Source organism: Pantoea sp. GM_Pan_4 (assembly GCF_026541005.1).
Lineage (GTDB): Bacteria > Pseudomonadota > Gammaproteobacteria > Enterobacterales > Enterobacteriaceae > Pantoea > Pantoea dispersa.
Map to the genome: position 1 here is coordinate 96,775 of NZ_JALNUZ010000001.1, position 25,366 is coordinate 122,140.

22 protein-coding genes are annotated in these 25,366 nt (G+C 56.6%); 11 read left to right on the top strand and 11 right to left on the bottom strand.

The window, feature by feature from the left end:
- Nucleotides 1-77: 77 nt before the first annotated feature.
- The 5 genes from OXR61_RS00525 (at nucleotide 78) to rnd (ending at nucleotide 6,505) form a co-directional block, all read left to right on the top strand.
- Nucleotides 78-1,988 carry an ATP-dependent DNA helicase gene (locus OXR61_RS00525; RefSeq protein ID WP_021510037.1) on the top strand — a complete coding sequence of 637 codons (1,911 nt, stop codon included), beginning with the start codon at nucleotides 78-80 and terminating at the stop codon, nucleotides 1,986-1,988.
- 52 nt (nucleotides 1,989-2,040) lie between these two features.
- Complete coding sequence (gene tsaB / locus OXR61_RS00530; RefSeq protein WP_021510038.1) at nucleotides 2,041-2,742, top strand: tRNA (adenosine(37)-N6)-threonylcarbamoyltransferase complex dimerization subunit type 1 TsaB; 702 nt, start codon at nucleotides 2,041-2,043, stop codon at nucleotides 2,740-2,742.
- A 60-nt stretch (nucleotides 2,743-2,802) separates the two neighbouring features.
- The gene (locus OXR61_RS00535; RefSeq protein ID WP_010616392.1) at nucleotides 2,803-3,396 is read left to right on the top strand and encodes a Slp family lipoprotein; all 594 of its coding nucleotides are present in this window, start codon (nucleotides 2,803-2,805) and stop codon (nucleotides 3,394-3,396) included.
- A 208-nt stretch (nucleotides 3,397-3,604) separates the two neighbouring features.
- Complete coding sequence (gene fadD / locus OXR61_RS00540) at nucleotides 3,605-5,278, top strand: long-chain-fatty-acid--CoA ligase FadD (protein WP_241798699.1); 1,674 nt, start codon at nucleotides 3,605-3,607, stop codon at nucleotides 5,276-5,278.
- 105 nt (nucleotides 5,279-5,383) lie between these two features.
- Nucleotides 5,384-6,505 (top strand): ribonuclease D, encoded by a 1,122-nt coding sequence (gene rnd / locus OXR61_RS00545; RefSeq protein ID WP_021510041.1) that lies wholly within the window; start codon nucleotides 5,384-5,386, stop codon nucleotides 6,503-6,505.
- A gap of 55 nt (nucleotides 6,506-6,560) precedes the next feature.
- Here rnd and minE read toward each other — a convergent pair whose 3' ends face one another.
- Genes minE through minC form a run of 3 tightly spaced genes read right to left on the bottom strand, consistent with a single transcriptional unit; the run spans nucleotide 6,561 to nucleotide 8,387 of the window.
- A complete protein-coding gene (gene minE / locus OXR61_RS00550) occupies nucleotides 6,561-6,830 on the bottom strand; it encodes a cell division topological specificity factor MinE (protein ID WP_010616394.1) in 270 nt (89 codons plus the stop codon).
- Between the two features lie 3 nt (nucleotides 6,831-6,833).
- The gene (gene minD, locus OXR61_RS00555) at nucleotides 6,834-7,646 is read right to left on the bottom strand and encodes a septum site-determining protein MinD (RefSeq protein ID WP_021510042.1); all 813 of its coding nucleotides are present in this window, start codon (nucleotides 7,644-7,646) and stop codon (nucleotides 6,834-6,836) included.
- 33 nt (nucleotides 7,647-7,679) lie between these two features.
- On the bottom strand, nucleotides 7,680-8,387 hold the full coding sequence (gene minC, locus OXR61_RS00560) for a septum site-determining protein MinC (protein ID WP_021510043.1): 708 nt from the start codon (nucleotides 8,385-8,387) through the stop codon (nucleotides 7,680-7,682).
- Between the two features lie 153 nt (nucleotides 8,388-8,540).
- On the opposite strand from minC, the gene OXR61_RS00565 reads away from it, so the two are divergent.
- The 3 genes from OXR61_RS00565 to OXR61_RS00575 all read left to right on the top strand — a co-directional run bounded on the left by OXR61_RS00565 (nucleotide 8,541) and on the right by OXR61_RS00575 (nucleotide 10,258).
- A complete protein-coding gene (locus OXR61_RS00565) occupies nucleotides 8,541-8,816 on the top strand; it encodes a YcgL domain-containing protein (RefSeq protein WP_021510044.1) in 276 nt (91 codons plus the stop codon).
- A gap of 270 nt (nucleotides 8,817-9,086) precedes the next feature.
- On the top strand, nucleotides 9,087-9,746 hold the full coding sequence (locus tag OXR61_RS00570) for a fumarylacetoacetate hydrolase family protein (RefSeq protein ID WP_021510045.1): 660 nt from the start codon (nucleotides 9,087-9,089) through the stop codon (nucleotides 9,744-9,746).
- A gap of 65 nt (nucleotides 9,747-9,811) precedes the next feature.
- Entirely contained in the window at nucleotides 9,812-10,258 is a 447-nt protein-coding gene (locus tag OXR61_RS00575) for a YcgN family cysteine cluster protein (RefSeq protein WP_021510046.1), read from the top strand.
- A gap of 57 nt (nucleotides 10,259-10,315) precedes the next feature.
- On the opposite strand, the gene dsbB is transcribed toward OXR61_RS00575, so the two are convergent.
- Nucleotides 10,316-10,846: a disulfide bond formation protein DsbB gene (dsbB, locus tag OXR61_RS00580; protein ID WP_040679952.1), complete on the bottom strand. Its 531-nt coding sequence runs from the start codon at nucleotides 10,844-10,846 to the stop codon at nucleotides 10,316-10,318.
- A 309-nt stretch (nucleotides 10,847-11,155) separates the two neighbouring features.
- Here dsbB and fadR point away from each other — a divergent pair, with 309 nt between their 5' ends.
- On the top strand, nucleotides 11,156-11,875 hold the full coding sequence (gene fadR, locus OXR61_RS00585; RefSeq protein ID WP_021510048.1) for a fatty acid metabolism transcriptional regulator FadR: 720 nt from the start codon (nucleotides 11,156-11,158) through the stop codon (nucleotides 11,873-11,875).
- A gap of 324 nt (nucleotides 11,876-12,199) precedes the next feature.
- Here the strand turns inward: fadR and OXR61_RS00590 are convergent, their stop codons facing one another.
- Nucleotides 12,200-13,735 carry a SpoVR family protein gene (locus tag OXR61_RS00590; RefSeq protein WP_031280208.1) on the bottom strand — a complete coding sequence of 512 codons (1,536 nt, stop codon included), beginning with the start codon at nucleotides 13,733-13,735 and terminating at the stop codon, nucleotides 12,200-12,202.
- A gap of 499 nt (nucleotides 13,736-14,234) precedes the next feature.
- Here OXR61_RS00590 and OXR61_RS00595 point away from each other — a divergent pair, with 499 nt between their 5' ends.
- Together OXR61_RS00595 and dadX are read left to right on the top strand one after the other, a co-directional pair.
- On the top strand, nucleotides 14,235-15,536 hold the full coding sequence (locus tag OXR61_RS00595) for a D-amino acid dehydrogenase (protein WP_021510050.1): 1,302 nt from the start codon (nucleotides 14,235-14,237) through the stop codon (nucleotides 15,534-15,536).
- 21 nt (nucleotides 15,537-15,557) lie between these two features.
- Nucleotides 15,558-16,628 (top strand): catabolic alanine racemase DadX, encoded by a 1,071-nt coding sequence (gene dadX, locus OXR61_RS00600; protein WP_021510051.1) that lies wholly within the window; start codon nucleotides 15,558-15,560, stop codon nucleotides 16,626-16,628.
- Here dadX and OXR61_RS00605 read toward each other — a convergent pair.
- From OXR61_RS00605 to yeaG, 6 genes are all read right to left on the bottom strand, one after another.
- Nucleotides 16,621-17,814 carry a multidrug effflux MFS transporter gene (locus OXR61_RS00605; protein WP_031280209.1) on the bottom strand — a complete coding sequence of 398 codons (1,194 nt, stop codon included), beginning with the start codon at nucleotides 17,812-17,814 and terminating at the stop codon, nucleotides 16,621-16,623. The genes dadX and OXR61_RS00605 overlap by 8 nt on opposite strands.
- A 120-nt stretch (nucleotides 17,815-17,934) precedes the next feature.
- The gene (gene wbaP, locus OXR61_RS00610; protein ID WP_031280210.1) at nucleotides 17,935-19,401 is read right to left on the bottom strand and encodes an undecaprenyl-phosphate galactose phosphotransferase WbaP; all 1,467 of its coding nucleotides are present in this window, start codon (nucleotides 19,399-19,401) and stop codon (nucleotides 17,935-17,937) included.
- Nucleotides 19,402-19,779: 378 nt separating this feature from the next.
- Complete coding sequence (locus tag OXR61_RS00615; protein WP_021510054.1) at nucleotides 19,780-20,013, bottom strand: DUF1480 family protein; 234 nt, start codon at nucleotides 20,011-20,013, stop codon at nucleotides 19,780-19,782.
- A 75-nt stretch (nucleotides 20,014-20,088) separates the two neighbouring features.
- Complete coding sequence (locus OXR61_RS00620; RefSeq protein WP_021510055.1) at nucleotides 20,089-21,816, bottom strand: potassium/proton antiporter; 1,728 nt, start codon at nucleotides 21,814-21,816, stop codon at nucleotides 20,089-20,091.
- Between the two features lie 231 nt (nucleotides 21,817-22,047).
- A complete protein-coding gene (locus OXR61_RS00625; RefSeq protein WP_031280211.1) occupies nucleotides 22,048-23,322 on the bottom strand; it encodes a YeaH/YhbH family protein in 1,275 nt (424 codons plus the stop codon).
- 90 nt (nucleotides 23,323-23,412) lie between these two features.
- A complete protein-coding gene (gene yeaG / locus OXR61_RS00630; RefSeq protein WP_021510057.1) occupies nucleotides 23,413-25,347 on the bottom strand; it encodes a protein kinase YeaG in 1,935 nt (644 codons plus the stop codon).
- Nucleotides 25,348-25,366: the final 19 nt, after the last annotated feature.

Consider the following 25,366-nt stretch of genomic DNA (forward strand, 5'->3'; position numbering starts at 1 on the left):
GGCTGTCATCTGTTGTGGTCGCCTGCGGTGAATCCTGACATAATTACAGGTGTTTTAAGAGCAATCGGTGAGGATGTGTGGCAGACGATTTTGCAGCGGATGGCGCGTTAGCGCAGGCGATTCCCGGCTTTAAGCCGCGCGCGGCACAGCGCGAAATGGCGCAGGCAGTGAGCGAAGCGGTGCAGCAGGCGGGCGAGCTGGTGGTCGAGGCCGGCACCGGCACCGGTAAAACTTATGCGTATCTGGCACCGGCGTTGCGGGCGAAGAAAAAAGTCATTGTATCGACCGGTTCCAAAGCGTTGCAGGATCAGCTCTACAACCGCGATCTGCCGACCATTGCCCGCGCCCTGGCGTTCAGCGGCAAAACCGCGCTGCTGAAAGGGCGCTCCAACTATCTGTGCCTGGAACGGCTGGAGCAGCAAAATCAGACCGGCGGCGATCTCAGCGTGCAGGCGCTCGGCGATCTGATTAACGTGCGCAGCTGGTCCTCGGAGACCGTTGATGGCGACGTCAGCAGCTGCGCCGGCGTCGCGGAAGACAGCCCGATCTGGCCTTACGTTACCAGCACCAACGATAACTGCCTCGGCAGCGATTGCCCGCTGTACAGAGATTGCTTCGTGGTGAAGGCGCGCAAAAAAGCGATGGATGCGGATGTGGTGGTGGTGAACCATCACCTGTTTCTCGCTGACCTGGTGGTCAAAGAGGGGGGATTTGGCGAGCTGATCCCGGAAGCCGACGTGATGATCTTCGACGAAGCGCACCAGCTGCCGGATATTGCCAGCCAGTATTTTGGCCAGCAGCTGTCGAGCCGGCAACTGCAGGATCTCGCCAAAGACATTATCCTTGCCTACCGCACCGAGGTGCGCGATGTGCAGCAGCTGCAGAAATCCGCCGACCGGCTGGCGCAGTGCGCACAGGATTTCCGCCTGACGCTGGGCGAGCCCGGTTTTCGCGGCAATCTGCGTGACCTGCTGAGCGACAACAACATCATGCGCATGTTTACGCTGCTGGATGATGCGCTCGAGCTGTGTTACGACGTGATTAAGCTGTCGCTGGGCCGTTCCGCGCTGCTGGACGCCGCCTTCGAGCGTGCCGCGCTGTATCGCACCCGGCTCAAGCGTTTACGCGCGATTGATGAACCGGGCTTCAGCTACTGGTACGAATGCAGCAGCCGGCACTTTACGCTGGCGCTGACGCCGCTGTCGGTCGCGGAGCGCTTCCGCGAAGTGATGGACGGACGCAAAGCGGCGTGGGTGTTTACCTCAGCGACGCTGGCGGTCAACGAACAGATGAGCCACTTCGCCAGCCGGCTCGGCGTGGATAATGCCCGCACCCTGATCCTCGAAAGTCCGTTTAATTATGCGCAGCAGGCCTTGCTGTGCGTGCCGCGCAACATGCCGGAACCCAACTATCCTGGCGGTGCGCGTCAGCTGGCACGCATGATGAAACCGCTGATTGAAGCCAACAAAGGGCGCTGTTTCTTCCTGTGCACCTCGCACAAAATGATGCGTGAGCTGGCGGCGGAGTTCCGCGCCTCCATGACCCTGCCGGTGCTGTTGCAGGGCGAAACCAGCAAAGGGCAGCTGCTCAAACAGTTTCTTGATGCCGGCAATGCACTGCTGGTGGCCACCAGCAGCTTCTGGGAAGGCGTTGACGTGCGCGGTGATGCGCTGTCGCTAGTGATCATCGACAAGCTGCCGTTTACCTCGCCGGAAGATCCGCTGCTGAAGGCGCGCATGGAGGATTGCCGTCTGCGCGGCGGCGATCCGTTCAACGATGTGCAGCTGCCGGACGCAGTGATCACCCTCAAGCAGGGCGTGGGCCGTCTGATTCGCGATACCGACGATCGCGGCGTGCTGGTGATTTGTGACCAGCGGCTGGTGTCGCGTCCGTATGGCGGACTGTTCCTTAATAGCCTGCCGCCGACACCGCGCACCCGCGATTTACAACGTGCGATTGACTTTGTGCGTCCGCCAGAGCAGCACTAATTTGTGCCAGGCTATGGTAAGATGCGCGCCATTTTGATTCTCTGAGGTTGTTATGTCCGCCCGAATTTTAGCCCTGGACACCGCGACAGAAGCCTGCTCTGCCGCGCTGCTGAATCAGCAGCAGATCGATGCCCGCTTCGAAATCGCGCCCCGCGATCATACTCAACGTATTCTGCCGCTGGTGCAGGAATTGCTGCAGGCGCAGTCGCTGGCGCTGAGCGCGCTGGACGCGCTGGCGTTTGGCCGCGGGCCCGGCAGTTTTACCGGCGTGCGCATCGGCATTGGCATCGCGCAGGGCCTGGCGCTGGGCGCAAATCTGCCGATGATTGGCGTATCCTCGCTGGCAACCATGGCGCAGGGCGCCTGGCGTTTGACCGGGGCAACGCGCGTGCTGGCGGCGATTGATGCGCGCATGGGTGAAGTCTACTGGGCAGAGTATCAGCGTGATGAGCAGGGCGAGTGGCAGGGCGCTGAGAGCGAAGCCGTACTCAAGCCGGAAGCGGCACAGGCGCGCATCGCGCAGCTGAGCGGCGAGTGGGCCACCGTCGGCACCGGCTGGCAGGCTTATCCGCAGCTGCTGGCTGGCGCGACCGGGGCACAACTGCTGACCACCACGGTCACGCTGCCTGCCGCAGAAGATATGCTGCCGCTGGCGCTCAGCGCCTGGCAGCGCGGCGACAGCGTGGCAGTGGAAAATGCTGAGCCGGTTTATCTGCGCAATGAAGTGGCATGGAAAAAATTGCCGGGACGCTAGGCGCCCACGCAACTTATTTTTGCGCCTTCAGTCTAACGGAGAAATAACAGGAGAAGTGCTATGCCAATTAGTCGTAAAGGGATGTCTGGCGCTCTGTTAGCCTGTGCGCTGTTGCTCAGCGGCTGCGTGTCAGTGCCGGATGCCATTAAAGGGAGTTCTCAGCTTCCACAGCAGGATTTATTACGCGTGATGAATGCGCCGCAGCTGTATGTCGGCCAGGAGTCGCGCTTCGGCGGCAAAGTCGTGAAGGTAACTAACCTCAACGGCCTGACCCGGCTGGAAATTGCCACTCAGCCGCTGGATGACAGCGCGCGACCGCGCCTCGGTGCTGCCTCAATTGGCCGCATTTATGCGGACATTCATGGTTTTGTTGATCCGATCGACGTCAATAATCAGTACGTCACGGTGCTGGGCAACATCAAAGGCACCGAGAAAGGAGAAATTGGCAAAGCCAGTTACAACTTTGTGGTGATTGATGTGCGCGGTTATCAGCGCTGGCATTTGACTCAGCAGGTGATGACGCCGCCGCAGCCGATCGATCCGTGGATTTGGTACGGGCCGACGCGTCGCCATCCCGGCTATTGGGGGCCTAACCCCTACTGGGGCATGAATACCGGCGGTCCGGCGCAGGTCGAGACCATTCTTACCGAATAGCGCTAAACAGGTTTTTTTACGGCCCGGTCGCGGTGCTCGCGAACGGGCCTTTTTATTGGGCGCGCAACCGATGCGCGAAATTTAGTGATGCGCCTCGCAACCTGAAAATGCCGGAACAGGCAAACTGGTACAATCAGTTAAAATATTGTTAACAACACTGATTGCAGAGGCGGCGATGGCTACGCAACAAGAATATCGGGGTGAATCTTTGAACAAGGTTTGGCTGAAACGCTATCCGCCAGATGTACCAGCGGAAATTAACGCAGACCGTTATCCCTCTTTGGTCGATCTTTTCGAACACGCAGCGCAACGTTATGCCGATCAGGTGGCTTTCATTAACATGGGCCAGCCAATGACTTACCGCCAGCTGGAGCAGCAGAGCCGTGCTTTTGCGGCCTGGCTGCAACAGGGATTAGGCTTACAGCAGGGCGATCGCGTCGCGCTGATGATGCCGAATCTGCTGCAGTATCCGGTGGCGCTGTTTGGTGTGCTGCGTGCCGGTATGGTGGTGGTGAATGTTAACCCGTTGTACACGCCGCGCGAGCTGAAGCACCAGCTTAATGACAGCGGTGCCAATGCAATTGTCATTGTCTCCAACTTCGCCCATACGCTGGAAAAAGTGGTCGCGGAAACCCCGGTTAAGCACGTGATGCTGACGCGCATGGGCGATCAGCTGGCGCCGGTAAAAGCCACGCTGGTGAACTTCGTCGTTAAATATGTGAAAAAGCTGGTACCGAAATACCATCTGCCAGGGGCGGTACCGTTCCGTCATGCGCTGCAGCAGGGCGAGCAGATGAGCTATCATCGTCCTGTGATCAATAATCAGGATCTGGCATTTCTGCAGTACACCGGTGGCACTACCGGCGTGGCGAAAGGCGCCATGCTGACCCACGGCAACATGCAGGCTAATCTGGAGCAGACCAAAGCCACCTACGGTAAACTGCTGCGCGCCGGTCAGGAGCAGGTGGTGACCGCGCTGCCGCTTTATCACATCTTTGCCCTAACGGTGAACTGTCTGCTGTTCCTCGACCTGGGCGGCACCAACCTGCTGATTACCAACCCGCGCGATATTCCCGGCTTCGTTAAAGAGCTGAGCAAATTTCCCTTTACCGCCATCACCGGTGTTAATACGTTGTTCAACGCCCTGCTGAACGATGCCAATTTTAACCAGCTGGATTTCTCCACGCTGCGTCTGTCTGCCGGCGGCGGTATGGCGGTGCAGAAAGCGGTGGCCGAGCGCTGGGAGAAACTCACCGGACACTATCTGCTGGAGGGCTACGGACTCACCGAATGCTCACCGCTGGTGTCGGTTAATCCTTATGATATTACCTGCCACACCGGCAGCATCGGTTTGCCGGTTCCGTCCACCGACGTGCGTATTGTCGATGATGAAGATCGCGACGTGCCGCCGGGCGAACCGGGCGAACTGTGCATTCGCGGGCCGCAGGTCATGATTGGCTACTGGCAGCGACCGGATGCCAGCGAGGAAGTGCTGAAAAATGGCTGGCTGCACACCGGTGATATTGTTACCGTGGACGCTGAAGGTTTTATCCGCATCGTCGATCGTAAAAAAGACATGATTCTGGTGTCCGGCTTTAACGTGTATCCTAACGAAATCGAAGATGTGCTGATGCAGCACGCCAAGGTGCGCGAAGCGGCGGCGATTGGCGTGCCGAGCGATCTCTCCGGCGAAGCGGTGAAAGTGTGCATCGTGAAAAAAGATCCATCGCTGACGAAAGAGGAAGTGCTGGATCATTGTCGCCGTCAGCTCACCGGCTATAAAGTGCCGAAGATTATCGAGTTTCGTGATGAGCTGCCGAAGACCAACGTCGGTAAAATTTTACGTCGCGAATTGCGCGACGAGGCGAAGCGTGAAGCGTAGTACTGGCTTCCGCTGAATGCTCAGGTTAACGCCGGCACCGTCCGGCGTTTTTATTGCTTTTAACATGGAGCGCTGTGCGAGGTTTGCCGCAGCGAGAAAGACAACGTGAATTACACCCTGATCGACCATAATGACCAGCTGGCCGCCGTATGCCAGCAGGCCCGTCAGCATCGCGCCGTGGCGCTGGATACCGAATTCGTGCGCACCCGCACGTACTATCCGCAGCTTGGCCTGATCCAGCTCTTCGATGGCGAGCAACTGGTTCTGATCGATCCGTTAACCATCAGCGACTGGGCACCGTTTGTTGCGCTGCTGCAGGATCGTCAGCTGACCAAGTTCCTGCACGCTGGCGGGGAAGACCTCGAAGTCTTCCTGCATCGTTTCGGCTGCCTGCCGGAGCCGATGATCGATACGCAGATTCTGGCCGCTTTCGCCGGGCAGCCGCTGTCGTGGGGCTTTGCCGCGATGGTCAATCATTTCAACCAGATTGAGCTGGATAAGAGCGAAGCGCGCACCGACTGGCTGGCGCGTCCGCTTACCGAGCGGCAGTGCCAGTACGCTGCAGCCGATGTGGCTTATCTGCTGCCGATCGCCCATCAGCTGGTGGCGCAAACCGAAGCGGCAGGCAACATGGCGGCGGCGCTGAGTGAGTGCGCTACGCTGTGTCAGCGCCGTCTTGACGTGCTGCAGCCGGAAGAGGCGTGGCGCGATATCACCAATGCGTGGCAGCTGCGTCCGCGCCAGCTGGCGGTGCTGCAGCGCCTGGCCGCGTGGCGTCTCAACCTCGCCCGGCAGAAAGACATGGCGGTGAATTTTGTGGTGCGCGAAGAGAACCTGTGGAAAGTCGCGCGCTTTATGCCCGGCAGCCTTGGCGAGCTGGATCATCTCGGCCTGAACGGTCACGAAATCCGCTTCCACGGTAAGGCGCTGGTGGCGATGGTGGCAGAGGCGCAGGCGCTGGATGAGGCCGCATTACCGCCGCCGTTGCCTAATCTGATTGACCACGCGCACTACAAGCAGGCGTTTAAAGCGATTAAAGCGCTGGTACAGCAGGTGAGTGAGCAGACCGGTTACAGTCAGGAGCTGTTAGCATCACGGCGCCAGATTAACCAGGTGCTGAGTGTGCACTGGGGACTGAAAAGCGCCACGCGTCCGCCGGAACTGCTGGCAGGCTGGCGGGGTGAGGTGTTGAAAGCCGGTATCGACGAGATTTTACACACGCTGTAAGCGGAACGTTTTCCCCTGCGCAACCACGCAGGGGAAAATCAGGAACCCGCTACAATCATTTAGGAACGTCTTCCGTCTCCGGCAGCGTCACGTTGAGCTCGAGGATAGAGATGTCATCCCCTTTCTGATCCAGCTGCACCGTGACCATGTCCGGGTCAATTTTCACGTATTTACAGATCACTTCCAGGATATCGCGCTTCAGCTGCGGCAGATAGTGGGGCTCACTGTCGCCCCTTCTGCGTTCGGCCACGATAATCTGCAGCCTTTCCTTGGCTATGTTGGCTGTGTTCTTCTTACGGGATAAAAAGAAATCAAGTAATGCCATTGGTTATCCCCCGAACAGGCGTTTCAGGAAACCCTTCTTCTCTTCTTCGATAAAGCGGAAGGGGCGTTCTTCGCCAAGCAGGCGATCTACGGTATCAGCGTAAGCTTTACCGGCGTCAGAGTTTGCATCGAGGATCACGGGCTCACCCTGGTTAGACGCGCGCAGCACCGACTGATCTTCCGGAATCACACCGACCAGAGGAATGCGCAGGATTTCCAGCACGTCTTCCATGCTCAGCATGTCGCCACGCGTTACGCGTCCCGGGTTATAGCGGGTCAGTAACAGGTGCTCTTTTACCGGCTCCTCGCTGTTTTCAGCGCGACGCGATTTCGATGAGATGATGCCGAGAATACGGTCTGAGTCACGCACGGAAGAGACTTCCGGGTTGGTGGTAATGATCGCTTCATCCGCGAAGTACAGCGCCATCAGCGCACCGGTTTCGATACCGGCCGGCGAGTCGCAGACGATAAAATCGAAGTCCATTGCCGCCAGGTCGTTCAGCACTTTTTCCACGCCTTCGCGGGTCAGGGCATCTTTATCACGGGTTTGTGAGGCGGGCAGAATGTAAAGCTGCTCGGTGCGCTTGTCGCGAATCAGTGCCTGATTCAGCGTCGCATCGCCCTGAATAACGTTGACAAAGTCATACACCACGCGGCGTTCACAGCCCATGATCAGGTCGAGGTTACGCAGACCGATATCGAAATCGATCACCACGGTTTTTTTGCCTTTCTGCGCTAACCCTGTGGCGATGGCCGCGCTTGACGTGGTCTTGCCAACGCCCCCTTTACCCGATGTAACTACAATGATGCGTGCCATAAATGTTGATTTCCTTAACGAAAGAAAAGGGGCCTAATTAAGTGTCTGGATGGTGAGCGCGCCCTCTTTAAGGCACAGGCGCGCAGCTTTACCAAAGAATTCCGCCGGGATCTGGTCCATGATCCAGTATTCGCCGGCAATGGAGACCAACTCTGCTGACAGGTTGGTGCAAAAAATCTGGCAGTCGCGATCGCCGCTGGCACCGGCCAGCGCGCGGCCGCGCATCATGCCGTAAATATGAATGTTGCCGTCTGCCACCAGTTCGGCACCGGCGCTGACGCTGCTGGTGACGATCAAATCGGCGTTGCGCGCGTAAATCTGCTGACCGGAACGCACTGGCGTATTGATGATACGCGTTTTGCTGGCCGGTTCGCTGACCGGCGGCGCGACCGCTTCCGGCTCCGGCGCGGGCGCATCAGCGCGTTTGCGGTTCTCTTTACCCTCTGACAGCACCGGCAGGCCAGCGCGGGCAATCATCTTTTTCAGGGCTTCATCTTTACAGCCGCTCACGCCCACAATGCGTAAGCCGGTGGCGCTGACGGCCTGCTGCATCTGCTTCCAGTTGATGTCACCGTTCAGGGCTGACACGTTCAGCACCACCGGCGCGTTGTGCAGAAAAGCCGGGGCCTGGTCGATTTTGTCCTGCAGCGCCTGACGAATCACCTCGGGTTGCGAATGGTGCAGATGAACAACTGACAGGGTAAAACTGCTGCCCTTGAATTCGATTGGCGATTGCGACATCTGTCCTGACTCAGTCCTGTTTTACGACCCTGAAGTAAACGCCGATAAAATCGTCATTAACATCCGCGGGTCAATATTCGAAGTTCTGCAAGCATGTTATAGTTACTGCTATATTCAGGCAAGTGACGCCCTTAGTTAATTCGAGTAAAAAATATGTTTTGTGTGATCTATAGAAGCCCGCAACGTGACCAGACTTATCTGTATGTAGAAAAAAAAGACGATTTTTCGCGCGTCCCGGAAGAATTGCTGCGCGGCTTTGGTAAACCGCAACTGGCGATGGTGCTGTCGCTCGACCAGCGCGACAGGCTGGCCAACGCTGACATCAATAAAGTGAAGCAGGGTTTAAGCGAACAAGGTTATTATTTGCAGATCCCACCACCGGTTGAAAGTCTGCTCAACATTCATCTTGAACAGGGTAAAAAAGTTTAATTCAGATTCATCTGTAAAAATATATCCTGTAAATATAATCAGTGCTTCGGCATTAATTTAATTGCTCACCTTAACCCATTATTGTGGGCAATAATCGTTGTCTTAAGCGGCGGACCTGATGAACAGGGGAACGGCTTTTGCCGCTTTCCGTCACGTGCGCCGCGATAAACCCGCTAATATAGTGCTCAGCAGCCTGCCACGTTCCGGCGGCTGATGAGACATCTTCGCCAGCGCGGCTGGCACCAAACACAACTCAAGCAGGGGATTAGCATGTATCAGCATCGTAACTGGCAGGGCGCGCTGTTGGATTATCCGGTCAGCAAAGTGGTGTGCGTCGGCAGCAACTATGCAAAGCATATTAAAGAGATGGGCAGCGCCACCCCGAGTGAGCCGGTGGTGTTTATCAAACCGGAAACCGCAGTGTGCGATTTGCGGCAGCCACTGTCGATCCCGGCCAGCTTTGGTGAGGTGCATCATGAAGTGGAGCTGGCGGTGCTGATTGGCGCCACCCTGAAGCAGGCCAGCGAGGAGCACGTGGCGAAAGCGATTGCCGGTTATGGCGTCGCGCTGGATTTAACGCTGCGTGACCTGCAGGCCGGGTTTAAGAAAGCCGGTCAGCCATGGGAGCGCGCCAAGAGTTTCGATAACTCCTGTCCGCTGTCCGGGTTTATTCCGGCGGCTGAATTCAGCGTCGATCCGCAGGATGCCGAACTCAAGCTGGTTATTAACGGCGAGGTGCGCCAGCACGGCACTACGGCAGATATGATCCATAAAATTCTGCCGCTGATTGCTTACATGAGCCAGTACTTCACGCTGCGCGCCGGTGACGTGGTGCTGACCGGTACGCCTGAAGGCGTGGGCCCGTTGCGCTCCGGCGATAAGCTGGAAGTGTCGCTGGCCGGTCACGGTATCAGCACCCGCGTACTGTAATACTTGCATCACCGCACCTGAAGCTTTATAAGGTGCGGTCTTGTTGCTCAACCCGGACCGCTATCATGACCGACCAACCTTTCTGGCAGACCAAACGCCTGGACCAAATGAACGACGCAGAGTGGGAATCGCTGTGCGACGGCTGTGGACAGTGCTGTCTGAATAAGTTGCAGGATGCGGATACCGATGAGATTTACTTCACCAACGTCGCCTGCAATCAGCTCAATATCAAGACCTGTCAGTGCCGCAATTATGAGCGTCGCTTCGAGTACGAAGAAGATTGCATTAAGCTGACGCGCGAGAATCTCACCACCTTTAACTGGTTGCCGCGCACCTGCGCTTACCGGCTGTTGGGGGAGGGCAAAACGCTGCCGGCGTGGCACCCGCTGATTGCCGGGTCGAAGAAAGCGATGCATGCTCAGCGTATTTCGGTGCGATACATCGCGGTGCGCGAGAGTGAAGTGCGCGACTGGGAAGAACACATCATTGACCGGCCGGATCGGAACGGCTGATAACGCAACAGGCAGCCGCGGCTGCCTGTTTTGTCTGAGACGTAGTTTGACTGGGACTCAGCGACCAAACAGATCGCGACGTTTTGCTTTGAACGGTTGCGCAATCAATACCAGAATGCCCACCAGCAGATAAGCGGCAAAAATCACGATCATCCACTGCGGCATGCTCCAGGTCAGGAAAGTCCATCCGCGTTCGGCGCAGTCACCGCTGGCGACAAATACCGCCGGCAGCCATTTATCCAGCGGCAGCCAGCTCGGGAAGCGAGCAGCAAAATCGCAGGTCACAAACGGGTTGGGATGCAGCTGAATCATGGTGTGCTCATAAGAGAGGCGTACCCCTTCATAAGCGCTGTAGAGCCAGATGGCGATGGCGGCCCAGCGCAGCGGCGTTTTAGGCGCAATTGCACCCACCAGGCCGGCGCCCATGACGCCAAACAGCGCACAACGCTCATAAATACACATTACGCAGGGTTGCAGTCCCATCACGTGCTGAAAGAACAGCGCAACCAGTTCAAAAACCAGGGCGGTCAGGGCCATTAATAACCAGGCACCGCGTCCGCGTGAGCATTGATTCAAGTATCGCAACATATTGCTTTTCCCGTAGCCGTTAATGCATCGCAGTGTAAACCAAAAGCGTACCCGTGCCAGCCAGGCAGGGGGAAAAAATCATGTATAAAAATGACTTATCCCTGATCCACGCCAAAAAATCGTGGCTTTTAGCACACGGCATCAAAAGCGCCCACGCAAGCGCAGCGTAACCCGCGGCTTTTTTCGCTGCGCAGCGGCTGAATTTTGCGCCAGCGCGCGCTTTTAATCCGCTGGCAGGCTATTTCCGCTATGACCCCTCTGGTATGATGAGTGCCATTACGACAAAGAAAGCAACGAGAAATAAATGCTATGGTGATTAAGGCACAGAGCCCTGCAGGATTCGCTGAAGAGTACATAATTGAAAGCATCTGGAACAGCCGTTTTCCGCCGGGATCGATTCTTCCTGCCGAACGTGAGCTTTCTGAACTGATCGGCGTGACCCGCACCACTCTGCGTGAAGTGCTGCAGCGGCTGGCTCGTGATGGCTGGCTGACCATTCAGCATGGTAAACCCACCCGCGTCAATGATTTCTGGGAAACGTCTGGTCTTAATATCCTCGAAACGCTCGCCCGTCTTGACCACGACAGTGTGCCGCAGTTAATTGATAACCTGTTGTCAGTGCGCACCAATATCGCGTCGATCTTTATCAGCCGCGCGCTGCGTCATCATCCGGATAAGGCGCGTGAAGTGCTGGAGAGTGCGCTGAGCGAGGAAGATCAGGCTGAAGCCTATACCGAGCTGGATTACCGCGTGTTTCGCGGCCTGGCCTTCGCTTCCGGCAACCCGATTTACGGCCTGATTCTCAACGGTCTGAAAGGGCTGTACACCCGCGTTGGCCGCCATTACTTCTCAAATCCGGAAGCGCGTGAACTGGCGCGTAACTTTTATCGTCAGCTGGCGGATCTGTGTGGCAAACAGCCGACGCAGGATCAGATCGTCGACAGCGTGCGTAAGTATGGCCGCCGCAGCGGTGAAATCTGGCACAGCATGCAGAAAAGCATGCCGGATGATTTGAGCAGTAAGCGTTAACAGCGCACAAACGTTTCGCGGGTTCCAGTCCCGGACAGTCAGTATTCGCTGCTGCCGGGCTGCTCCTCGCGCCGCTTACGCGGTACCTTCGGCGTTCACGTTGCGCCTGACGGACCGGCCGGTATCGGTCTTCCTGACCGGCCCGGCCTGATTCCCGCCTCCCCGCGGGAATCTCCTGGCGCTACGTAAAAGCCTCAGCGCTGCGAATAGCCCGCTGCATCAGCGGATACTGACTGTCTGTGAAGTTGGTGCAGGATTATCTGTGAAATTAGGGTTTTACCAGGCAGGAAGATACATGCTCGTCCCTGAGCATGGGGATTGTGTTTAAAGCGCCGGTCCGCGCGCCGGACAGCGATCCAGCAGCTCCACGCTGCCATCTTCGTTCTGCTGTTCCAGATTGACATCAAAACCCCACAGCCGATGCACATGCTTCAGCACATCACGACGGCTCTTATCCAGCGGGGCGCGCTGCTGCGGCACATAGCGCAGCGTCAGCGAACGGTCACCGCGCAGGTCAACGTTGTACACCTGAATATTCGGCTCCAGATTGCTCAGATTGTACTGCGCTGACAGCTGCTGACGAATCGCACGATATCCCGCCTCATCATGAATGGCGGCAATCTCAAGATAATTATTGCGATCGTCGTCCATCACCGTAAACAGACGGAAATCCCGCATCACTTTCGGCGACAGGAACTGGCTGATGAAGCTCTCGTCTTTAAATTCGCGCATGGCGAAATGCAGCGTCTTCAGCCAGTCGGAGCCGGCGATGTCCGGGAACCAGTAGCGATCTTCTTCGGTTGGCGACTGACAGATACGCTTGATGTCCTGGAACATGGCAAAGCCCAGCGCATACGGGTTGATACCGTTATACCACTGGCTGTTATACGGCGGCTGATACACCACGTTGGTATGACTGTGCAGGAACTCCATCATAAAGCGTTCCGACACTTTGCCCTCATCGTACAGGTGATTCAGGATGGTGTAGTGCCAGAAGGTCGCCCAGCCTTCATTCATCACCTGGGTCTGTTTCTGCGGGTAAAAATACTGGCTGACTTTACGCACAATGCGCAGCACTTCACGCTGCCACGACTCCAGCAGTGGCGCGTTCTTTTCCATAAAGTACAGCAGGTTTTCCTGCGGCTCAGAGGGATAGCGCGCCGCCTCGACCTGAGTAAACTCTTTCTCTTTGCGTGGCAGGGTGCGCCACAGCGTATTGACCTGGCTCTGCAGATACTCTTCCCGGCTTTTCTGCCGCGCTTTCTCTTCCTGCAGCGAAATCTTTTGCGGGCGTTTATAGCGATCGACGCCATAGTTCATCAGCGCATGACAGGAGTCCAGCAGCCGCTCGACCTCTTCCACGCCATAACGCTCTTCGCAATCAGAGATGTAGTTACGCGCGAACAGCAGGTAATCGACAATCGAGCTGGCATCGGTCCAGCTGCGGAACAGGTAGTTGTTTTTGAAGAAAGAGTTGTGGCCATAGCAGGCATGCGCCATCACCAGCGCCTGCATGGTCATGGTGTTCTCTTCCATCAGATAAGCGATACAGGGATTCGAGTTAATAACGATCTCGTACGCCAGTCCCTGCTGACCGTGTTTGTAGCGCTGCTCGGTTTCGATGAACTTCTTGCCGAACGACCAGTGGGCATAATTGATGGGCATCCCCACGCTGGAGTACGCATCCATCATCTGCTCGGAGGTGATCACTTCAATTTGGTGCGGGTAGGTATCGAGCCCATAGCTTTTGGCCACGCGGTCGATCTCCGCCAGGTAGACATCAAGCAGCTCAAAGGTCCAGTCGGGACCGTCACTGAGTCGTTTGCTGTTGCGGGTTGGCTCGTCAAACATTGTCGTCATAGCGCACCTCTGTTTTGCAAGCGGCAGGCAACAGAGTGTCACCTGTCACGATCGTTTAAGGCTTCATCCTGAGAAAGACAGCCCAAAAAAACTGAGCGAACACTTCAATGATAGCCCACTGTCGCTTATCCGATGCGGGAACTCAATCGAATTCTTTTGGTACAAAATCATCATAATAGGCGTGCTTTGGTGGCTAATAAGGTTATGTGTTATCTGAGTGATAAATTGCAGCATTAAATCCTGTTTATAAGCACGCGATATGACTGCGGCGCTTTCTCCTGAAAAAAGTGAGATGCTCTGCCTTTCGCATAATAATTCGCTGGTTAACGCTTTTAAGGCACAAAAAACTCTGATTTTGGCGCGAGTGCATGATTTCAGTGTGCAGTTAAGTGAAAAACATGTGAAATGAAAGGGTCGAATGTAATATCAGTTCAGCCATCGGGTTATGCTAAACCCGATGGTGATACCAGTTAATTATGCTTTTCGCGATGAGGGGCTTATGCGCGTAGTCATTCTGGGTAGTGGTGTCGTAGGGGTAGCCAGTGCGTGGTATCTGGCGCAGGCGGGGCATGACGTCACCGTAATCGATCGCCAGCCCGGCGCGGCGCTGGAAACCAGTGCCGGCAATGCCGGGCAAATTTCGCCCGGCTATGCGGCACCCTGGGCGGCGCCCGGTGTACCGCTTAAGGCGGTAAAGTGGATGTTTCAGAAGCATGCGCCGCTGGCAGTGCGACTCGACGGCAGCAAATTCCAGCTGGAGTGGATGTGGAACATGCTACGCAACTGCGACATGCGTCACTACCAGGAAAATAAGGGCCGTATGGTGCGTATCGCCGAATACAGCCGCGACTGCCTGAAGGCACTGCGCAGCAGCACCGGTATCGCCTATGAAGAGCGCCAGGGCGGCACTTTGCAGCTGTTCCGCACGCAGCAACAGTTTGACAGCGCCAGCAAAGACATCGCGGTACTGCGTGAAGCGGGGGTGCCCTATGAGCTGCTGGAAGCGCATCAGCTGCACAGCGTGGAGCCGGCGCTGGCGGGTACCGCGCACAAGCTGACCGGCGGCCTGCGCCTGCCGAATGACGAAACCGGTGACTGCCAGCTGTTTACCCAGCGTCTGGCGGCGATGGCAGCCGCAGCCGGCGTCACTTTCCGTTATGACACGTCGGTGGATCAACTGTTGCGCGAAGGTAATCGCATCTATGGCGTGAAGTGCGGCGATGAGGTCATCAAAGCCGATGCTTACGTCGTGGCGTTTGGCTCTTACTCCACGGCGCTGCTGAAAGACATCGTGTCGATTCCGGTCTATCCGCTGAAAGGCTATTCCCTGACTATCCCGATCAAAGATCCGCAGGGCGCGCCGGTCTCCACCATTCTGGATGAAACCTATAAAGTGGCGGTAACACGCTTTGATGACCGCATTCGCGTCGGTGGCATGGCCGAAATCGTTGGTTTTAACACCAAACTGTTGCCGGCACGACGTGAAACGCTGGAGATGGTGGTCCGCGATCTCTATCCTGAAGGCGGGTATGTTGAACAGGCTACGTTCTGGACCGGACTGCGCCCGATGACGCCGGATGGCACGCCAATTGTCGGGCGCACGCCGCTGACCAATCTCTGGCTGAACACCGGGCACGGTACGCTGGGCTGGACGATGGCCTGTGGTTCCGGCCAGTTGCTGGCCGATCTGATTTCGGGACGTAAACCGGCCATCGCCGCCGACGACTTGTCGGTGCTGCGTTATCTGCCGGGCTTTGCGGCCCCGGCATCGCCGCTGCGTAATGCCAGCGCGACGCGCTGATACTTCAGGGAGAGTAAAAACATGTCACGTCCTACGGGTGCCACCATTAATCAACAGGCGCTGCGCCACAATCTGGCGATTGTGCGTCAGGCGGCACCGCACGCGCGCGTCTGGTCGGTGGTGAAGGCCAATGCCTACGGCCACGGCATTGCCCGCGTATGGCAGAGTCTGGCGGAGACCGACGGTTTCGCGCTGCTGAATATGGAAGAGGCGATCCTGCTGCGCGAGCAGGGCTGGAAAAAGCCAATTCTGCTGCTGGAAGGCTTCTTTCACGCCGATGACCTGACGCTGATCGATCGCTATCGCCTGACCACCAGCGTACACAGTAACTGGCAGATTCAGGCGCTGGCGAAGGCGCAGCTGTCGGCGCCAGTCGATGTTTATCTGAAGATCAACAGCGGCATGAACCGTCTCGGTTTTCGTCCGGAACAGGCACAGGCGGCCTGGCACAAGCTGCGTGCGTTGCCCAACGTGGGGGAAATGACGCTGATGGCGCACTTCGCCGATGCGGAAAACCCGCAGGGGCTGGTGGAACCGATGCAGCGCGTCGAACAGGCGGCGGAAGGGCTGAGCTGTCCGCGTTCGCTTGCCAACTCAGCGACTACGCTGTGGCATCCGCAGGCGCATTTTGACTGGGTGCGGCCCGGGATTATTCTTTATGGCGCGTCACCGAGCGGCGACTGGCAGGATATCGCCAGTACCGGTCTGCAGCCGGTAATGACGCTCAGCAGTGAAATTATTGGCATACAGCAGATCGGTGCCGGCGAGGGCGTTGGCTACGGTTATCGCTACCACGCGGCCGCGCCGCAGCGTATCGGTATTGTGGCCTGTGGCTATGCTGACGGCTATCCGCGCCATGCGCCGACCGGTACGCCGGTCAGCGTTGATGGCATCCGCACGCAAACGCTTGGGGCGATCTCGATGGACATGATGATGATTGACCTCGAACCCTGCCCGCAGGCGGGTATCGGATCGCGCGTGGAGCTGTGGGGTAACGAGGTGAAAATTGATGAGGTGGCGAAAGCCGCCGGAACGGTAGGCTACGAGCTGATGTGCGCGCTCGCGCCGCGCGTCCCGGTCACGCTTAGTTAAGCGCCGTCACTGTACCACGCATGTTCTTACTGCAGCGCCAGGCGATCAGCGCCAGCGCTGCACCCACCAGCATCATCAGCGCTAACGCTGATTTCTCTGCCACCGGCAGCGCCACCATCGCCAGGCTGCCGCCCGCACCACCCGCCATCTGGATAAATCCCTGCAGCGCCGCCGCCACACCCGCCTGCTGCTGATACGGCTCCAGCGCATAACTAGTGGCCGGACCGACGGTGAAGGCCAGGCCGGCCACCGAGATCGCCACCGGAATCATGTACAGCGACCAGTGGGTTTGCCAGGCCGCAGGTAACAGCGTCATCCCCGCCACCAGCAGCAGCGCACCGAGCAGCATGGTGACAAACCCCATGGCGAGACAAAACGGGCGGCCCGCCTTGCGAATGGTTTTATTAACAAAGGCGCTGACCAGCATGATCCAGAAACCGTTGGCGCCAAAGGCAAATGAGAACTGCAGCGGCGTCAGGCCACCTTCGGTCATCAACACGTGCGGCGCCAGCGAAACGTAGGTCAGCACCATGCCGAGCGCGCCCGCGTTGGCAAAGGCGAAAGCGAGAAAGCGCGGCTGCCGGGCGATGGCAGCATACTGCGCCAGCGGCAGTCCTTTGACGCGCAGCGTGTCCGCCGGGCGCGTTTCCGGCAGTGCGACCACCACAATGACGCCAATCACCAGCGCATAACCGCACAGGAACCAGAAGGGCGCACGCCAGCCATAGGCTTCCGCCAGAATACCGCCGAGCAGCGGTGCCAGTGCCGGCACGATGTTCAGCGCGCCATTGAGGAAACCATAAGCCCGCGCCGCGGCATCGCCGCTCAGCCGATCGCGCACGCCGCTAAATGCCACCACCGCGCTACAGCATACCGCGCAGCCCTGAATCAGGCGCGCCAGGAAGAACACCGGCCACACGGTGGAGGTTGCAGCCACTGCGCTGCCGATGATGTAAAGCGCGAGGCCGATCAGCGCGATCGGCTTACGGCCAAAATTATCCACCAGCGGACCGGTGACCAGCTGACCTATACCCATCACCAGCAAAAACAGCGGAATGGTGGTCTGGATCAGACTGACCGGGCTGTTAAGACCTTCGGCAATCTGCGGCAGCGTGGGGAGGTAGAGATCGATGCCCAGCGGTGCCAGCAGCACCAGGCTCAAAAGAAGTAGGGTAAACTTTTGCATTACGAACCAGTAACGTCCTGTTAAACAGGCGAGAAGGGTAATGAGTCTGCGGCCAAAAAGAAAGGGCTAAAACGAAAAGGCGATGTCTGCCGGGACGGCGCAGACATCGCGTCGAGGGTATCAGTAAGCACCGTCGCGGCGCAGCACCACGCCAGCGGTTTTGAACAGAATAGCGATGTCGGTCCACAGCGCCCAGTTCTTCACGTACCAGGAGTCAAAATAGACGCGCGTGTCGTAGTCGATATCGTTACGCCCACTGACCTGCCACAGGCCGGTCATGCCCGGTTTGGCCATCAGATAGTAGTCGACATCGCCCGCGTAGCGTTCCAGCTCAGCTTCAATCACCGGACGCGGTCCCACCAGACTCATTTCGCCACGAATCACGTTCCACAGCTGGGGCAGTTCATCCAGGCTGGTTTTCCGCAGGAAGCCACCGATTTTGGTGATGCGCGGATCATTCTTCAGTTTGAAATCACGATCCCACTCAGCGCGCGCTTCGGCACTGGTGGCCAGCAGATTTTGCAGCACTTCCTGCGAGTTGGTCACCATTGAACGGAACTTCAGGCATTTAAACTTCACGCCATCCTGACCGACGCGTTCGTGGCCGTAAATGGCATTGCCGCCATCGCGTTTTACCATCCAGCACAGCAGACCGAACACCGGGGCAAGAAACAGCAGCAGCAGTGAGGCAACCACCACGTCGAAGGTGCGCTTGAGGAAACGCGAGGAGCGTTTCGCCAGGTTGTTACTGACGCGCAGGATCATCACTTCATGGCTGAAGATAAACGACATATCGGTGCCATACAGCGGCACACCGCGCAGCGTAGGGATAACCGAAATTGAGCGGCATTTCATCTTGGACAGAAACTTCAGCCATTTATCGCGCACCACCTGCTGTTCAAATTCGGTGGCGACGATAAATTGCGTGTTGTCACGGTCCATGGTTTGCCAGTTGATGTCTTTCCAGGTGATCACCGGCACGCCGTTGACGCTCTCCTGATGATGCTCATCGTCCAGCGAGATAAACGCCTGCACGTTATAGCCGAGGATCTCCTCGCTCTGCAGCGCCGCGTAGGCTTCCATGGCGTTTTTACCGGAGCCGATGATAATGGTCTCTTTCTGCCACTGGCCAGCGCGATTGATGGCACGCTTCACGCCGGCGCGCATCAGCGGCAGCAGCAGCAGGGCATAGGTCCAGCTAAACACCCACACCATGCGCGAGAAGTCCCATTTGGAAAAGGCAATCAGCGCCAGATCCAGCAGCGAAAACACAAACAGCGTTTTGACGATTTCTTTCAGCTCAAACCAGAACGGTTTGCGGTAGGTGTAGTGGCGCATACGCACCCAGAACCAGGCTGTGCACAGCACTGACAGACCTAACTGTGCGACAAATCGGTATTCAATTTGCTGCGGCGGAATAAAACTGTCCAGTTCTCCCCAAATACCCTGGACGGTGGCCGCGGATAAAAATAATGCCAGGTTCAGTGCAATTAAATCCGAAAAGCTGAGTGCCACTTTCGCGATGAGATTTTTGCGCAGTCCGCTCCACGAGCGGGTTGCATCGTTCATTACCAATGTACTTGCCATAAAACCTGCTCTCTTTTCTTAAGTAAAAGATGGCCTGACCAGAATCAAGTACGCGCTCAGGAGTCGTCCGCTGAAAGCAGAAATAAAATAATATTCAGCGAGATATGAGTCAGTGCTGCCATAAGCGCTGCATGGAAAGGGCCGTTTGAGACGTGATTTACGTCACGAAAAGCTGCAGCAACGTTTAAGAGTATGCAGGAGTTATTTGACAGAGTTAATATGGAAAGAGTCTGAAAAAACAATATTTGATTAAAGTACAGGTCAGCTAATTTATTGAAAAATAATAATAAAAGTAAAAGGTGCCATGAAATAACAGACTATTTTAAGACTACTTTTCGGAATGACCGCCAGTCAAAGTGAATGGCGGTGAGGAAAATATCAGGCCGGTTTTTTCAATACCCAGCGGTCTTGCTGCTTGTCATAGTGGCCGATTTGCAGATCAACCGGTTCGCCATCAATCCACGCCGGTACGCTGGTTTCATGATCCCAGCCGTCGAGCTGATAACTCAGGCCGGGGTTGGTATGACAGGGGATGCCGACGGTATCCAGCTTCTCCACATCCATTACTGCATCGACGATCTCGTAACGACCAATCTTCACCACGTGTCCCATCATCTTCTCCCGTTTGCTGGGTGGAATAGTGATCATAGACGCTGACACGCAGTTTACGAGCGATACGGCCTCAGATTATTCCTTCTCTTCCCGCACGCGCACCCCGATTTTGACGATTTGGTTATCCTCTTTTTCCGCCACCGTCCACGTCAGCTGGTTCCACTCGACCTGATCTCCCACCACCGGCGTGCTGCCGAGCAGACCCATAATCAACTGGCCGAGCGACTGCTGATCGTTAGTCTCTTCATCGAGCTCCAGGCCATAGATCTGCGCGACATCGCGCAGGCGCGCCTCGGCATCAAGGATAAAGTCACCAAAGAAGCGCTGATCCAGCGCCACCGGCGGCGTCTGGCTGAACATCTTGCCCAGCGCCGGCAAATCGCGCTCACGGCCAATAACGCACAGCACGTCACCCTCTTTCAGACGCGTATTGCCGTTGGGGTGCATCAGCGCGTTATCGCGGAACAGGGCGGCAATGCGCGTTTCGCGCGGCATTTGCAAATCGCGCAGCGCGGCGCCAACGCACCATTTGTCGGCGCTGAGCTGATAAACGAACTGCTCCCACGGATTTTCCGGATGGATATCCAGCCCGACGCGGCTGATGGGCGACGCGGTCGGCGGTACCACCACCTTAGCCCGTTTAGCGGCATAGCCCAGCGACGTGCCCTGCAGCATCAGAGATACCAGAACCACGAAGAAGGCGATATTGAAGTAGAGTTTTGAATTCTCCAGCCCGGCCATCATCGGGAACACCGCGAGGATAATCGGCACCGCACCGCGCAGGCCTACCCAGCTGATAAAGATGCGTTCACGTCCGGTAAAGCCTTTAAACGGCAGCAGCCCGACCAGAATCGACAGCGGACGCGCCACCAGAATCAGCCACAGTGAGAGAATCATCGCCGGCAGCGCGATATGCCACAGGTCAGACGGCGTCACCAGCAGGCCGAGCACGATAAACATACCAATCTGGCTCAGCCAGGCCATGCCGTCGAAAGTCTGCAGAATGCCGTGGCGGTTACGAATCGGGCTGTTGCCCAGCAGAAAACCACACAGATACACCGCCAGAATGCCGCTGCCTTCCATCACCGTGGTCAGGGCAAACACAATGATGCCGCCGCTCAGCGCCAGCAGCGGATAGAGCCCTTGTGCCAGGCTGATGCGGTTGATCAGTTGCTGCAGCGCCCAGCCGCCGCCCAGTCCGAGCACAATGCCAAGGCCGAACTGCTGCACCAGATGCACCACAAACATCCAGCTCAGGCCGCTCTGCCCCTGCTGGATCATGTCGATTAGCGTAATGGTAAGAAACACCGCCATCGGATCGTTGCTGCCTGATTCAATCTCCAGCGTGGAACTGACGCGCTCGTTAAGCCCTTTGTCGCCCAGCAGTGAAAACACCGCTGCGGCGTCGGTCGAGCCGATAATGGCGCCAATCAGGAAGCCCTGCATCAGATCGAGCTTAAACAGCCAGGCGGCAGCCAGACCGGTGAGGCCGGCGGTAATCATCACGCCAACGGTGGCCAGCGACAGCGCCGGACCAAGCGCCACCTTGAACGAGCTGGCCTTGGTGCGCATGCCGCCGTCGAGCAGAATAATCGCCAGCGCCAGGTTGGACACCAGATAGGCCACCGGATAGTTATCAAAGGCAATACCGCCGATGCCGTCCACGCCGGTCAGCATCCCCAGCGCCAGGAAGATCACCAGAATCGGGATACCGAGACGCGACGAGAAGGAACTCAGCAGAATACTTGCTGCGACCAGCACGGAACCAATAATGAACAAACTGTAAATCATGCTGGCATTCAACGGCGTTCTCCTGCGGCGGGGCATAAAAAAGCAAATTGCGGGCAATTCACACAGACAAGGTGAAAAGATAATGCCTTATCAATAGCTTGTCAGCGGTTAATTGCACATTTTTTCATTCTGTGGCGCGCTATCCCATAGAAGGTTAAATCCGCACAGAAAAACAGCAGGGTTTTCAGAGGGGTTAAGCCGGGCGGGGTAAAGAAAAAGCCGGTCGGTGACCGGCTGGTAAACTCAGGCTTCAGCGACCTGTTTATGGAAAAGCTCACGAAATACCGGGTAGATGTCTTCCGGCTCGCGGATGTGCTGAATGGCAAAGTTATCAAACATCGCCTGCAGATGCTCATACTCGCGCCACAGAGTTTGGTGCGCCCGTCGGGTAATCTCAATGTAGCTGTAGTAGCGCACCACCGGCAGAATATGCTTCGCCAGAATTTCATGACACAACGGTGAGTCATCCGCCCAGTTATCGCCGTCCGAGGCCTGCGCCGCATAAATATTCCACTGCGACGGGTCATAACGCTCTTTCACCACTTCGTCCATCAGCTTAAGCGCGCTGGAGACGATAGTGCCGCCGGTCTCCTGCGAGTAGAAGAACTCCTGTTCATCGACTTCTTTCGCCTGAGTATGGTGACGGATATACACCACATCGACGTTTTTGTAAGTCCGGCTGAGGAACAGATAGAGCAGGATATAAAAGCGTTTCGCCATATCCTTGGTTGCCTGGTCCATCGAGCCGGAAACGTCCATTAAGCAGAACATTACCGCCTGGCTGGACGGTTCAGGCCGCTTCTCGAAATTCTTGTAACGCAGGTCAAAGGTGTCGATAAACGGCACGCGCTCAATGCGCGCCCGCAGTTCCGCAATCTCTTTACGCAGCCGCTCCTCTTCCAGCAGTTGCGCCGGCTCGCTGTTTTCGACTTCGCTCAGTGTGGCTTCAAGTTCGTGCAGCATACGACGTTTGCCTGCGGTCATGGCGGTTCTTCGCGCCAGCGAGTTTTGCAGCGAGCGCACCACGCTGATATTGGCCGGCACGCCATTCGAGGTGAAGCCCGCGCGGTGAGTTTTGTACTCATTGAGCTGGCGATGCTGATTTTTGCGCAGGTTAGGCAGCGCTAAGTCTTCAAACAGCAGATCGAGGTACTCATCCTTGGAAATCTGAAACACGAACTCGTCCTGACCTTCTCCGTCCTGGCTGGCATTGCCCTGACCGCTGCCGCCACCACCGCCGCCCTGCGGCCGCTCAATGCGGTCGTTTTGCACAAAGTGGTCGTTCCCCGGATGCACGCGATGACGACTGCCGCCGCGCCCCTGATGGAAAATCGGCTCGTTGATGTCGTCAACAGGAATCGACACCGATTCGCCACTCTCCACGTCGGTGACCGAACGCTTGTTGATGGCCTCGGAGATCGACTGTTTGATTTGCGACTTATAACGGCGCAAAAAGCGCTGCCGGTTGACCGCACTTTTATTCTTGCCGTTAAGACGCCGATCGATGAAATAGGCCATAAATTCCCCCAAACTACGCTGTAAGCCAGGCCGGAACGGGTCCGGCCTCCTCAGGCGGCATGTGGATGCCGCGTAGCTTACCGCTGTCGATTATGACGATTTGCGCACGCGCAGATACCATTCACACAGCAGACGCACCTGCTTGCGGGTATAGCCTTTTTCCATCATGCGATCGACAAAATCGTCGTGTTTTTTCTGTTCGTCCGTGGATGTTTTGGTGTTGAACGAAATCACCGGCAACAACTCCTCGGTGTTGGAGAACATTTTCTTCTCGATCACCGTGCGCAGTTTTTCGTAGCTGGTCCAGTTTGGATTGCGTCCGTTATTCTGTGCCCGTGCGCGCAGCACAAAGTTGACAATCTCGTTACGGAAATCTTTCGGGTTACTGATCCCGGCAGGTTTCTCAATCTTTTCCAGCTCGGCGTTGAGTGATTCACGATCGAACAGCTGGCCGGTATCCGGATCGCGGTACTCCTGATCCTGAATCCAGAAATCCGCATAAGTGACGTAGCGGTCGAAGATATTCTGACCATACTCCGAATAGGATTCGAGGTAAGCGGTCTGAATCTCTTTGCCAATGAACTCCGCATATTTCGGAATCAGATAGCCTTTCAGGTGTTCCAGATACTTCTCCGCCTGATCCTGCGGGAACTGCTCGCGCTCGATCTGCTGTTCCAGCACGTAAAACAGGTGCACCGGGTTAGCCGCTACTTCGGCATGGTCGAAGTTAAACACGCGTGACAGAATCTTAAACGCGAAGCGGGTCGACAGGCCGTTCATGCCTTCATCCACCCCGGCGTAATCGTGATACTCCTGCCACGACTTCGCTTTCGGATCGGTGTCTTTCAGGCTTTCACCGTCATAGACGCGCATCTTCGAGTAGATGCTGGAGTTTTCCGGCTCTTTCAGGCGCGACAGAATTGAGAAACGCGCCAGCGTTTCCAGCGTGCCGGGTGCGCAAGGCGCGGTGGTCAGTTCACTGTGGTTGAGCAGTTTTTCATAAATTTTGATCTCCTCGGACACGCGCAGGCAGTAAGGCACCTTCACGATGTACACACGGTCAAGGAAAGCTTCGTTGTTCTTGTTGTTACGGAACGTCACCCACTCTGATTCATTGGAGTGCGCCAGAATGATGCCGTTAAACGGCAGGGCGGAAATCCCTTCGGTACCGTTATAGTTACCTTCCTGAGTAGCGGTCAGCAGCGGGTGCAGCACTTTAATGGGTGCTTTAAACATCTCCACGAATTCCATGATGCCCTGGTTGGCGCGGCACAGCGCACCCGAATAGCCGTAGGCATCCGGATCGTTCTGCGCGTGGTTTTCCAGCTTACGGATATCCACTTTACCCACCAGCGCTGAAATATCCTGGTTGTTCTCATCACCCGGTTCGGTTTTGGCGATAGCCAGCTGTTCCAGAATCGACGGCCACACTTTCACCACTTTGAAGCGGGTGATGTCGCCGCCAAAGTCATGCAACCGTTTTGCCGCCCACGGCGACATAATGGTGCCAAGGTAACGCCGCGGCACGCCGTACTCTTTTTCCAGAATATTGGCGTCTTCCTGCGGATTAAACAGGCACAGCGGATGGTCATTGACCGGGCTGCGTTCACCGTCGGCACTCAGCACATAGATTGGCACGCGCTGCATGAGCGCTTTAAGCCGTTCGGCCAGCGAGGATTTACCGCCGCCCACCGGGCCGAGCAGGTACAGAATCTGTTTCTTCTCCTCCAGCCCCTGTGCGGCGTGTTTCAGGTAGGAGACGATCTGCTCAATCGCTTCCTCCATACCGTAAAACTCTTCAAAGGCCGGGTAGCGTCCGATGACGCGGTTCGAGAAGATACGGGAAAGGCGAGGCTCCTGGGCAGTATCGACCATCACAGGCTCACCGATGGCCATCAATAGTCGTTCTGCCGCGTTGGCGTATGCACTGCGATCCTGCTTACAGATGGTGAGGAATTCCTGCAGTGTGAACTCTTCGTCCTTGGCAGCTTCATAACGCTGACGATAGTGATCGAATATATTCATAGCGATGCCCGTCCTTTCG